The sequence below is a fragment of the Pumilibacter muris genome, from assembly GCF_943193045.1.
Lineage (GTDB): Bacteria > Bacillota > Clostridia > Christensenellales > Pumilibacteraceae > Pumilibacter > Pumilibacter muris.
This window is the reverse complement of the sequence record NZ_CALPCN010000002.1, coordinates 1-12,399: the sequence shown is the minus strand read 5'-3', so window position 1 is coordinate 12,399 and position 12,399 is coordinate 1. Positions and strand designations below refer to the sequence as shown.

The following is a 12,399-nucleotide window of genomic DNA, read 5'->3' as shown; positions in this document are numbered from 1 at the left end:
GTGTAGAAAGAATACTGTTTGGAGAGAAAACAGATATGTTGGAGAAAATAGCTCAAATAGTAGGAAAGTTGAACGGAACAGTGCTTATTGCGCTCGGTTTGGGCATAGTTGCGCTCGTGTTTGTGGCGGGGCTGTTGCTTTCGTTCGGCGGCGAGCTCGGAAAATTCAAAAAGGGAGCCAAAGCCGCGATAAAGGGCGGAACCCTTGAAGATTTTCAAAAGTCCGCCAAAGAAAAAATGCCTTTGCGCGTGAAAAAACAATATAAGGCTTTCAAACAAAACGGCGGAAAGCCCGACGATTATATAACGCAAGACGCTTGCGTTTATTCTCCTTTTAAAGAAAGCGTGGCGGCGCACTTACCCGGCATGGTTACTGCGGCGGGCGTGCTTTCCATACTTTTGGTGTTCTTTTTGGCGGGAGTGGTGAGCGGCACCGATAAGTGGAGCAGCGCTAAATTTCCCGGCGGACTTATGTATGTTGTTCCTGCGGTTGTAACCGTAGGAGTTATGGTGTTGCGTCTTGCCGCAGGGCTAATATCCACAGCGGTTTTAAAAGGCGGACTTAAAACTTACGACGCGTATGTGGAAGCTCTCGGAGTTTGCATGGGCGGCGGAGCTGCGGCTTCGCGCGGTTCGGCGTCAGATACGAACGCGGCGGAAATTCCGTTCGCGTCTAACGAACCCATAACCGCCGAACCCAAAACAATAGCGTTCGACCCCACGTTCGGGGAGCCCGAGCGCATAAACGTGGAACTTGCCGACGAGGAAGAGGAGGAAATTCCTCACACCGTAGTTATGCAAGAACCCGAACCCGTAGTTATGCAAACTGCCGAACCTATCGTTCAGCCCGAACCGGAGCCCGCGCCTCAGCCCGAAGTTTCCGCCGAACCGGTTATAACTCCCGCCCCGCAAGAGAGCGAAGCGGAAACGAGAGCGAAAGCCCGCGCCGAAGCTCTTGCACGACTCCGCGCCGAACAAGCTCAGCGCGAAGCCGCTCGCGCTCAAGCTCAGCCCGAGCCTGCGGCTAAACCTGCGGAGCCCGCGCCTCAGCCCGTTCCCAAAACGCAACAACGCCCGTCGGCGCAAGGCGGTTCTTCCACAGCGCAAGACGTTTTGGCGAGAATAGAAACAATAAGCCGCGAAGGCGCGCCCATTGCCACTATGAAAGAAGTTGCGTTGCAGCTCCAAAGAGAACGCGGCAAGCCCGAAAACAATTCGCCCGAGCTTCAACAAAAATTCAAAGAGGCGCTTTCCACCCTCTTAAAAGCTATGAGCACGGCAAACAAGAAATAGGGAAAACTAAAATAACTTCATATTCGAAAAAGCGGCTTGCAAAGTTTGGCGGGTCGCTTTTCGGTTTTGGCAATGGTCGAACGCTTGACAAATTCGCAACAACGAGGCTATAATTGCAACGGCGACTCGGATTGCCGCGTCGCCTGTCGGCTCCTCGCAATAACAAGTATGCGCGCGCTCGGCTAAGGACAAATGTCACTGCGAGCGTAGCGAAGCAGTCTTTTTAACAACACGCATAACAAAAAGGAGAAATGCAATTTGGACGGACTTACCGAAAAGCTGTTCGGCGAACGGTTTCCTACCGCGCAAGACGCGGTTACCGAAATTATAAACCTCGAAGCTATTTTGCGCTTGCCTAAAGGAACGGAGCACTTTTTGAGTGACCTTCACGGCGAATACGGCGCTTTTTGTCACCTCATGAACAGTTGCAGCGGGGTTATACGCGCGAAAATCGACGAGCTTTTCGGCAAACTTCTTTCTTCTTCCGAACGGAGCGAACTTGCCACAACGGTTTATTACCCTGCGGAGAAAATCGAGGCGGCAAAAAATTCGGGCGCGGAGATGTCGGGGTGGTATAAAACCATGCTATACCGCCTAACGCTTTTGGCGCGCGAATGCGGAAAAAAATATACGCGAAGCAAAGTGCGCAAAGCAATGCCGCCGCGCTTCGACTACATAATAGACGAAATGCTTCATTCCGCCGCCGACGGTGGCGACCGCGAAGCGTATTACGACGAAATTTTTTCGGAAATTATAAAGCTCGGTTGCGCCGACACTTTTTTGGAGACAATAGCCGCGCTTATAAAACGTTTGGCTATAGACAGGCTTCATATTGTGGGCGACGTTTTCGACAGGGGCGAAAATCCCGATAAAATAATGGATATTTTGTGTTCGCACCACAGCATAGACTTTCAGTGGGGCAATCACGATATTTTGTGGATGGGCGCGTTCTTCGGTTCCCGCGCGTGCGTGGCTACTGTTGTGGAACTTTGCCTTAAATACGGCAACCTCGAACTCCTTGAAATGGGCTACGGCATATCGCTTAGAGAGCTTGCGTTTTTTGCCGACAAGCAAAAGTACGAGCCGAAATTCGCAATAAACGCGTCGGGCAAAAAGATAAGCGAAACCGACGCCGTACTTTCGGCTAAAATGCGCAAAGCTATTTTCATTATGCTTTTAAAGCTCGAAGGGCAAGCCATTGCGCGCCACCCCGAATACGGTATGGAAAACCGTTCGCTTTTAAAGAAAATAGATTTGAGAAGCGGCACCGTAGAAATCGACGGTATGAGCGTTAAAATAGACGCTTCCGACTTTGCTACTCTACATTCGCGCGAGCCTTTAAAACTCACCGCCGAAGAAGAAAACGTTCTTGCGTGTCTCGTTAAATCGTTTACGGGAAGCGAAAAGCTTAGGCGGCACGTCGGCTTTTTAATGAACAAAGGTTCTATTTATTCGGTTTGCAACGGCAACCTTATTTTTCACGGCTGTATTCCGCTTGACGAAAACGGCGACTTTTTGCCCGTTGCCGCATGCGGCAACAAGCGCGGCAAGGCGTGTATGGACGAATTTGTTCGCCTTGTTAAAAGAGCGGCGGCGAGCGGAAAAGAAAAAGACACCGACGTGTTTTGGTATTTGTGGTGTGGCAGCGGCAGTCCGCTTTTCGGGCGCAAAAAGCTCGCAACTTTCGAAAGCATATATTTGCCGAACTCTAAGCTGTGCGCCGAAGAAAAAAACCCGTACTACACATTGAGTCGCAAACGCGAAGTCGCGCAAAAAATTTTGGCGGAGTTCGGACTTTCGGGCGAGCACTGCCGCATAATAAACGGGCATATTCCCGTGCATTTCAAAGAGGGAGAAAATCCCGTTAAAGCGAACGGAAAACTCGTTGTTATAGACGGCGGTTTTTGCAGAGCGTATCACGAAAGAACGGGAATAGCCGGCTATACGCTTATTTACAATTCTTACGGCATGAGGCTTGCCGCGCACAGTCCTTTTTGCGGAGTGGAAGAGGCGATTGCCTCTAACCGCGACATAATTTCGAACGTGAACGTTTTCGATACCGTAGGCAGTAGGCTTAAAGTTGCCGACACCGACACCGGCGAAAACATACGCAGCCAAATAGCCGCGTTAAAAACGTTGTTAAAAGAAAAATTCGGCAAAGAAGTTTAGCGGGCGCGTCGCGTTTGCGGAAATTGATTCGTTTTACGGCATTAAAGCGGGCGCGTCGCGTTTGCAAAAACTATTCGTTTTAAGGTATTAAAAAACGGCATTAAAAAGATGGAAAAGTTAGGGCGTTTTACGGTTAAATACAGATATGCGCTTTTCGGCGTTTTTGCGGCAATGCTTGCCGTTTCTTTAATATTGCTTCCCAAAGTGTCGGCAAACTACGATATTGCAAGCTATCTTCCGCCCGATATGGAAACGAGGCAAGCTCTCACCGTTATAGAAAAAGAGTGGGGAATGAACAGCTTTGTGAACGTTATGGTTAAAGACGTGAGCGCCTCCGAAGCGCAATCGCTTTCCGAGCGTTTAAAAGCGTTGCCGAACGTGAGCCTTGTTTCGTTCGACGCGAACGACAAAAACAGCTACAAAGACAACTGCGCTCTTATAAAACTTACCGTTGAGGGCGGCGATTTTTCGAACACCGCGCAAAAGGCTGTGCAAGAGGTTGAGTCTCTTCTCGCAAAAGAGGGCTATCAAAGCTACACGAGCGGCAGCGCGGTAGACGGCACCCGTATGCAAAACGGAATAGGCGGCGAAATGACGCTAATCATGATTATATCGGTGCTCGTGGTTGTGGCAATTTTGTTGGCAACCTCGCGTTCGTGGTTCGAGCCCGTTATTTTCTTGCTTGTGGTTGGCGTGGCAATTTTAATAAATTTAGGCACGAATTATTTTTTGGGCGAAATATCTTATATAACAAAATCGGTGGCGGCAATATTGCAACTTGCGCTCGCAATGGATTATTCCATTGTGCTGTTGCACAATTTCGATTCGTTCGCCGAAAAGGGAGAGCCCGTGAAGAACGCCGCCGCAAAGGCGGTTGCCGTGTCGGTTAAGCCGATTATATCGTCGTCGCTCACAACGGTTGCGGGACTTGTGGCGCTAATGTTCATGAGCTTCGGCATAGGGCTCGACATAGGTCTTGTTATGAGCAAAGGCATTATTATAAGCATGCTAACCGTGTTCTTCCTAATGCCCGGACTTATAGTGCTGTTAAATAAGCCGCTTTTAAAACTGCGGCATCGTCCGCTTCCGCTCGGCGGCGACAAACTCGCAACGGGCGTAGTTAAGGCGCGCTATGTTTTGCCTGTGCTTTTAATCGCGCTTATTGCTACGGGCGCGGTTTTGCAGTCGTTCAACACATATTCTTTCACCGAAAGCCAGCCGAGCGAAGAACTCGAGCAAATAGAAGCGGTGTTCGCGCCCGATTCGAATATGATTGTTATAATTCCCAAAGCCGAAACCGAAGCCGACTACGCAAAGCAGGACGCTTTTACGGAAAAGCTTTCTTCGTTGAAAATGGGCGAACAAATTCCGTTTAAATCGGCGCAAACATATAATTCGGCGGTGGAAAAAGCCACGCAATCGGTGCTTGAAACATTGCCCGCATTTTGGCGCCCCATTATGGAAGAACAGGTGCGCGCCGAAGTGAAAGCGCAGGTGGGCGAACTTTTGAACGGCGAGGAACATTCGAGAATGATTTTGTCTTTCGATATGCCGGAAGCGAGCGACGCGGCTTTTGCGTATATCGACGAAATGAAAGCCGAGCTGAACGCGCTATACGGCGAAGGCAACACTTTTATCGCGGGCGGCGTTATGAGCAACTACGATATTAGTAAGTCGTTCGGAGGCGATTTGCTTGTAACAAATCTTATAACCGTATTTTCCATACTTTTGATTATAGGGCTGACTTTCCGCTCGTTCTCTTTGCCCGTAGTTTTGGTACTCATTATTCAAGGCGCAGTGTATGCCGCAATGTCGGTTTCGTTTTTAATGAGCAAGCCCATATTCTTTATGTCGTATTTAATCGCGTCGGCTATTTTGATGGGCGCAACGATAGACTACGCCATTCTTATAACCGAACACTATACGAAAATGCGCAAAACCGCAGGCAAACTCGAATCGCTAAAAGCGGCTCTTAGCAGTAGTATGCCTACGGTGCTCACGAGCGGACTTATTCTCACCATTGCGGGATTTATCGTGGGCGGCATTTCGTCGAGCGCCGCGATTTCCACAATAGGCATGCTGTTGGGGCGCGGAGCTCTTGCCGCAATAGTGCTCGTGCTTGTGCTGTTGCCCGAGCTACTTTATTTGCTCGATAAAGTTATTCAAAAAACCTCGTTCGGAACGAGGTTTAAGGAGTAACGGACTATAATTTGTCAAGTTAAACTCTTAATCGATTAGAACATGAACGTGCGAACATGTGGCTAAAAATTCCAAAAAACAGTCGCATAGAGTGCCTAAAAAATTTGTTAAGTAATCGCACATTTTAAAATTCGAATTTGTTTCCGCAAATTCTTGCACCATTGCGGAAAATAACTTTACTGTTTCGGTTTCGGAAAACAGAATGTTGAGAATGTCGCATTCGCCTAAAAATAATGCAAGCAGACGGTTTGCATTTAAATCTTCGGTTTTTGTGATGGAAAAACCTATATAGGGCGGTACGCTACCGTTATAGTCTAATTTCATAGATTGCTCCTTTTTGACGTAAATTTTACGGTTTTTCTATATTATACCCGTAATTTTTACGGTTGTCAAGGCATTTCCGTAATTTTTGCGGTATAATTAAAACATGGATATTTTTACCGTAAGATTAAAAGAATTGCGTTTGGAAAAATGTAAAACGCAAAAGGCGTTAGCTGACGCGCTTAAAATTTCAGAAGACAGTATATATTCTTGGGAAAAGGGAAGAAGTCAGCCGTCGATTGAAATGATTAGAGAATTGTGCGCGGTTTTGGATTGTTCAGCGGATTATTTGCTTGGAATAGTCGATTAAAAATAAAGCGCGAAAATTGTTTGACATATTTGCGCTTCGGTGTTAAAATAAGAACATCAAAAGGGAGTAATTCTAAGGACGGGATGTCAACAACGTGCCGCACTTAAAGCGGCTGGCGCCCGTCGCCTTGTGAATTTGCGCGAGGTAATGAGACTTTTGTCATTTTTTAATGGCAGAAGTCTTTTTTTAAACCAATTTGGCAAACGGGCATTTGCCGCGATTCGGCGGCATAAATTTGTTGAGAAGGAGATACGTTTCATGGCAGTAAACGCGGAAAAACTAACGGCGCAAGAAGCTGTCGCCGAATGGGACACCAACCCCGAAACGGGACTTAATCACGAGCAAATAGCGTCTCACGCCAAAAAGTGGGGAGAGAACAAACTAAGCGCGGCAAAGCCGAAATCGCTTTTTAAAAGAATCATAGACGGGCTAACCGAACCTATGATGATTATTTTGCTTGTGGCGCTTGCAATTACTGTTACGGTAAACATAATAAAGGTTGCGCGCGGCGACAGGTTCGACTACATAGAGTGCGTGGGAATAGTTGCGGCAATAGTAATAAGCGTAACCATAACCATAATTATGGAAGGCAAAAGCCTTAAAGCGTTCGACGCCTTAAAACGAATGGGCGAAGACGTTCTCGTTAAAGTTCGCCGCTCGGGCAAAACCGAAAAAATCAAGCAAAGCGAGCTTGTGGCGGGCGACATTGTGCTTTTCGAAACGGGCGACAAAATTCCCGTAGATTGCCGTTTGCTCGATTCCGAGAATTTTGCGGTGGACGAGTCGCCGCTCACGGGCGAGAGTCACCCCGTCCGCAAGAAAGCGAACGAGGTGTATAAGAACCGCGCCGTGCCTCTTGCAGAACGCAAAAACATGGTTTACGGCGGTTGCTACGTTACTGCGGGCAACGCTACCGCCGTTGTGGTGGCGGTGGGCGACAACACCGAAATAGGGCAAATAGCCAAATCGCTAAGCGGAGTAAAAACTCAGCTCACGCCGCTTCAACACAAGCTCGATAAGCTCGGCAAAATAATAACGCTTATGGGCGCTCTTGCGGCGGCTGCCGTGTTTATAGTTAGGCTCGTAACTATGCTTGTTACAAAGTCGGCGAGTTTCGATAACGTGCAGGAAATTTTTATAACGAGCATAGTTTTGATTGTTGCGTCGGTGCCCGAAGGACTTCCCACGATAGTTGCCGTGTCGCTCGCGCTAAACGTTATTAAAATGGCTAAGCAAAACGCACTCGTTAAAAAGATGGTCGCGTGCGAAACTGTGGGGTGCATAAGCGTTATTTGCTCGGATAAAACGGGAACTCTCACCGAAAACAAAATGACTGTCGGCGAGGTTTTCTCGGGCGGAAAGTTTATGTCTCCGCAGTCGCTCCGCGATAAATTCATGCTCGAAAATTTTGCGGTGAACAGCACCGCGAATTTGGGCGAGGACGAGAACGGAAAAGAACTTTTTGTGGGTAATCCCACCGAGTGCGCTTTGTTAAAGGCATACGCGGCGGCGTGCGGCGAGCCTTACGAACATGTGCGCACGTCCGCTCAAATCGCGCACCGTTATGCGTTTTCGAGTGAAGAAAAGAAAATGACCACCGTTGTGAAAAAGAACGGTTCGCTTGTGGCTTTTGTTAAAGGCGCGCCCGAAAAGGTGCTCGACATGTGCGAGATGTCGGCAGACGAAAAGAGACGCATAGAGCGCGACCTTGCCGAAAAGCAAGCGCAGGCAAAGCGCGTTATAGCGTTCGCGCACGGCATTGTGCACGGCTCGCCCAACTACGAAACCGACAGAGCTGCAATAGAGCGCAATTTGGTGTTCGACGGATTTGCCGTTATAAGCGACCCTGTTAGAAAAGAAGTTTACGAGGCTGTGGATAAATGCCGCGCGGCGGGCGTGGGTATAAAAATGCTTACGGGCGACAACGTTGTGACGGCGCGCGCAATCGCCCGCGAGCTTAAAATTGCGGAATCTGACGAACAGGTGTATACGGCGGCGCAAATAGAGGAAATGCCCGATGCCGAGCTTTACCGCAGATTGCCCGAAATAAGGGTGGTTGCGCGCTCCACCCCTCAAACCAAATTGCGCATAGTAAACGCGCTTATGGCGAACGGCGAAGTGGTTGCGGTTACGGGCGACGGAATAAACGACGCTCCCGCGATTAAAAACGCCGACATAGGCATAGCTATGGGCATAACGGGCACAGAAGTAAGCAAAGAAGCGAGCGACATAGTTCTTTTGGACGACAGCTTTTCCACCATAGTTAAAAGCGTGCAGTGGGGGCGGGGAATTTACGAGAATTTCCAACGGTTCATCCTTTTTCAGCTCACCGTGAATATTTCGGCTGTGCTTTTAACTATTATATATTCCCTCATTCCCGGTGGAGAAGCCCCGTTTAACGCGCTCGAACTTTTGTGGGTAAATCTTATTATGGACGGACCTCCCGCGCTCAGTTTGGGGCTTGAAGCGGGCGGACCCGAACTTATGAACCGTAAGCCGATTAGGCGAAACAGCGGAATAGTTACCAAAACAATGCTCGCAAGAATTTTAACCAACGGACTGTTCGTTACCGTAATGCTTTTGCTTCAAGGCGAATTTAATTTTCTTAAAGTTCCCGGCGGCATGGAAAAATCGGTGATATTTACGGCGTTTGTGCTCTTCCAACTTTTCAACGCGGTAAACGCGCGCGAGCTCGGAACGCGCAGTGTGTTCGAAGGGCTTCGCCGCAATAAAATTATGTGGATTGTTATGGCGGTAACGTTCGGGCTTCAAGTTCTTATAACGCAGTTCGGCTCTGTGGTGTTCGACGTGGCGCCGCTCGATATAATAACTTGGCTTAAAGTTTTGGCATTTACCGTGTCGATTGTGGCGTTCAACGAAATTTACAAGCTCATAACGCGGGCAGTTAAAGCGAGAAAAAAGGCTTAAATGAAATTCATATAGTATAAAAAAGACGGGCGCAAAAAGCGTCCGTCTTTTATATCGGTTTATTATTTAAAACTCAAAAAAATGCAAAAAATTGCTTTGACATGCCGCCATATAAAATGATATAATAGTAGCGTTAAAAAACAGGAGGAGCTTATGAACGTTTTTTCATTGTTGGCGGCTTCGGGCATTGTGAATTTTTTCAAAAGAATTTGGGCGTCGCTAACCGGTTGGTTTATCGACGAGCGCGGTTGGCTTAAAATTATCGCTTTAATTGCCGTTGCCGTCGTCGGGCTTATAATCGTTAAAATAATTTTAACGGTTGTCAGAAAGATAATAGGCAGAAGCAAGCTAAAAGGCATTGCGGGAAACTTTATAGTAACTATTATAAAGATAGCGTTGCTCTTTATTTATCTTATAACGGTTTTGCACATTTTGGGCATAAACACTTCGAGCTTTGTCGCTTTGTTCACGGTTGGCACTTTGGCAATTTCGCTCGCCATTCAGTCGGTTATTTCGAACTTTGCAAGCGGTATGATACTTGTTACGAATCATCCGTTCAAAGAGGGCGACTTTGTCGAAATCGCGGGAGTGAGCGGCACTGTTGAAAAAATAACGCTGTTCTCCACTAAAATAAAAACCCCCGACAACAAAGTTATATCCGTTCCCAACTCGTCGGTTGCGGGCGGCAATATAATAAACTACTCAACCGAAGAAAAACGCCGCGTAGACCTTACTTTCGGCGTCGCTTACGGAACTGACATAGACAAGGTTAAGCTTGTAATCACGTCAGAACTCGATAAGCACGAGCTTGTGCTGCACGACGACGGCTACACAGTGCGCCTAAACGAACAGGCTTCGAGCTCGTTGAATTTCGTTTGCCGCTGTTGGGTTATGACCGCCGACTACTGGTCGGTATACTTTGACCTTAACGAGAGAATGACAAAACGTTTTGCAGAAGAGGGTATTGAAATACCTTATAATAAGCTTGACGTAAACGTAATTTCTCAAAAAGAAGCGAAAAAATAAAATTTGGAAAGCAATATATAAAGCCCGAACGGCTAACCGCGTTCGGGCTTTGTTTATGATTGTTTTAAAGCAGGCTATATTTCAACAGTCATACCGTCGTAGGCTACGGTGAATCCGTAGTCTTTTTCTATTTCGCAAAGTTCGCTGTGGCTAAGGTTGCAGTTGTGCGAAAAATGGGTGAGCACATATTTTGTACCGCCGTGCACAAGCTCGCGCGCTTTCATTTTGTCGCGTTCTCCGTCGGCGTCGAGCGCGCCCATGTGTCTGCCCTCGCCGTGCTTTGCGTGCCCGTAGGTGCAGTCGAAACTCACAAGGTCGAATTTTAATCCGAGCTCCGCCATTTTATTATAGGTAACGTCGGGTAAAATTCCGCTGTCGTTGAATAATAGCGCCGTTTTGCCGCAATGCTCTACGGCGTAAAAGAGGCAGTCCTCTCCTTTGGTGTGAACGGCGGGAAGCGCGGTAACGTTGTAGCCCGAAGCGGTTTTAAATTGCTCGAACGGCTTAACCGTTTTCATGGGAACGGACGGCGCGATTTCGGGTTTGAGTTCTGCGCGCGTGGCTTTTGCGAACGTTTCGGCAACCGTAGAGTTTCCGTAAACAGTTATTTTGGGTTCGGTCATGCCGTGCGCGAACGGTTCGCCGTGCAAAACGAATTCTTGCGGATAGCAATGGTCCATGTGAGCGTGAGTAATCAAAACGGTGTCCGCTTTCGATAAATCGAGCTTGTCTCCGAGCATGTGCATGTAGGTGTCCATAGGGAAGTCTACAAGCAACTTGTAATCTATAAGAATTTGGCTGCGGGTGCGGATTTCTTTTCCGCCCGCTTCTTTGGCTTTGCGGCAAACCGCGCAGTTACACCAAACTGCGGGCAAGCCTTCCGCCGCTGCCGTTCCCAAAAACGTAAGTTTCATGGCGTTCTCCTTTCTATATAATTATACGGCACACGCGCAAATTTGTCAACCTGCGGGGCTTTTGCCGTGTTTTGCGTTTTTTAAAAGTCGCAAAACGGCGAATATGCGCGCGAATTAAAGAAATTAAGAAAATCTTTTAAAAATTCGTCAATTATTTATAAAAAAACAGTTGACTTTCTTTTTGGTATGTGGTATTCTATTTAAGCTGTCGCTTTGAGAGACAGCCTGCGGCCGTTAAGCCGCGATAGCGCAACGCACATTGACAACTGCATAGAAGAAGAAAAGAAATCAATATTGAAAGAGCAAGAAAGGTAATAGGCAAGAACATATAAAGATATTGAAGTCTTGTAATTCAGAGAAACCAAAAAAGAACTGAAAAAGAATTGAGTAGGTCAAGGAATATTGACGTAATGTTAATATTAGGGAAAGAAGATTTTGCTGTAAAGCAAAAGACTTTAGATTAAGCTAATAAGAGCGTACGGAGGATGCCTTGGCATCAGGCGCCGAAGAAGGACGTGACAAGCTGCGAAAAGCTGCGGGGAGCTGCAAATGAGCTATGAGCCGCAGATGTCCGAATGCGGAAACGCACCCATGCGAGAGTATGGGTATCGCCACATGAACACATAGTGTGGCGAGGGGAACTCGGGGAACTGAAACATCTTAGTACCCGAAGGAAGAGAAAGTAAAACAACGATTACCTAAGTAGTGGCGAGCGAACGGGTAAGAGCCTAAACCGCATATAGAAATATGTGCGGGGTTCGGACTCACAGAAGGTATCTCGGAGCATAGGCGAAGGCGTGTGGAAACCGTCACGAAACAGGGTAAAAGTCCCGTAGCCGAAATGCAAAGAGAGCCGTGAGTATCCAGAGTACCATCGAACACGAGAAACTCGGTGGGAATGCGGGAGGCCCATCTCCTAAGGCTAAATACGACCTGATGACCGATAGAGTATAGTACCGTGAGGGAAAGGTGAAAAGCACCCCGGGAGGGGAGTGAAAAAGAACCTGAAACCGTATGTTTACAAGCAGAGGAAGCGCTACGGGTAGCAATACCAACGCGCGACCTCGTACTTTTTGTAGAACGGGCCGGCGAGTTACGTTGTGTTGCGAGGTTAAGGTATAAAGTACCGGAGCCGAAGCGAAAGCGAGTCTTAACAGGGCGAGATAGTAGCATGACGTAGACCCGAAACCTGGTGACCTAACCATGAGCAGGATGAAGCAGAAGTAAAATTCTGTGGAGG

General features: G+C 47.7%; 8 protein-coding genes and 1 rRNA gene. 7 read left to right on the top strand and 2 right to left on the bottom strand.

Features of this window, described 5'->3' with window-relative positions:
• Positions 1–35: 35 nt before the first annotated feature.
• The 3 genes from NFR62_RS02725 (at position 36) to NFR62_RS02715 (ending at position 5,660) form a co-directional block, all read left to right on the top strand.
• Positions 36–1,292, top strand: coding sequence for a hypothetical protein (locus tag NFR62_RS02725; protein ID WP_251613568.1), 1,257 nt, complete (start codon positions 36–38; stop codon positions 1,290–1,292).
• A 258-nt stretch (positions 1,293–1,550) separates the two neighbouring features.
• Entirely contained in the window at positions 1,551–3,461 is a 1,911-nt protein-coding gene (locus NFR62_RS02720; protein WP_251613565.1) for a fructose-1,6-bisphosphatase, read from the top strand.
• A gap of 108 nt (positions 3,462–3,569) precedes the next feature.
• The gene (locus NFR62_RS02715) at positions 3,570–5,660 is read left to right on the top strand and encodes an efflux RND transporter permease subunit (RefSeq protein WP_251613562.1); all 2,091 of its coding nucleotides are present in this window, start codon (positions 3,570–3,572) and stop codon (positions 5,658–5,660) included.
• 27 nt (positions 5,661–5,687) lie between these two features.
• Here the strand turns inward: NFR62_RS02715 and NFR62_RS02710 are convergent, their stop codons facing one another.
• Positions 5,688–5,984 carry a hypothetical protein gene (locus tag NFR62_RS02710; RefSeq protein ID WP_251613560.1) on the bottom strand — a complete coding sequence of 99 codons (297 nt, stop codon included), beginning with the start codon at positions 5,982–5,984 and terminating at the stop codon, positions 5,688–5,690.
• 103 nt (positions 5,985–6,087) lie between these two features.
• Here NFR62_RS02710 and NFR62_RS02705 point away from each other — a divergent pair, with 103 nt between their 5' ends.
• From NFR62_RS02705 to NFR62_RS02695, 3 genes are all read left to right on the top strand, one after another.
• The gene (locus NFR62_RS02705) at positions 6,088–6,291 is read left to right on the top strand and encodes a helix-turn-helix domain-containing protein (protein WP_251613558.1); all 204 of its coding nucleotides are present in this window, start codon (positions 6,088–6,090) and stop codon (positions 6,289–6,291) included.
• A 258-nt stretch (positions 6,292–6,549) separates the two neighbouring features.
• Positions 6,550–9,219 carry a calcium-translocating P-type ATPase, PMCA-type gene (locus tag NFR62_RS02700; RefSeq protein ID WP_251613556.1) on the top strand — a complete coding sequence of 890 codons (2,670 nt, stop codon included), beginning with the start codon at positions 6,550–6,552 and terminating at the stop codon, positions 9,217–9,219.
• 153 nt (positions 9,220–9,372) lie between these two features.
• Positions 9,373–10,245, top strand: a complete 873-nt coding sequence (locus tag NFR62_RS02695; protein WP_251613541.1) for a mechanosensitive ion channel family protein — start codon at positions 9,373–9,375, stop codon at positions 10,243–10,245.
• A 74-nt stretch (positions 10,246–10,319) separates the two neighbouring features.
• Here NFR62_RS02695 and NFR62_RS02690 read toward each other — a convergent pair whose 3' ends face one another.
• Positions 10,320–11,159, bottom strand: coding sequence for an MBL fold metallo-hydrolase (locus NFR62_RS02690; RefSeq protein ID WP_251613538.1), 840 nt, complete (start codon positions 11,157–11,159; stop codon positions 10,320–10,322).
• Positions 11,160–11,617: 458 nt separating this feature from the next.
• Between NFR62_RS02690 and NFR62_RS02685 the strand changes: the two genes are divergently transcribed.
• Positions 11,618–12,399, top strand: a 23S ribosomal RNA gene (locus NFR62_RS02685); the annotation flags it as partial.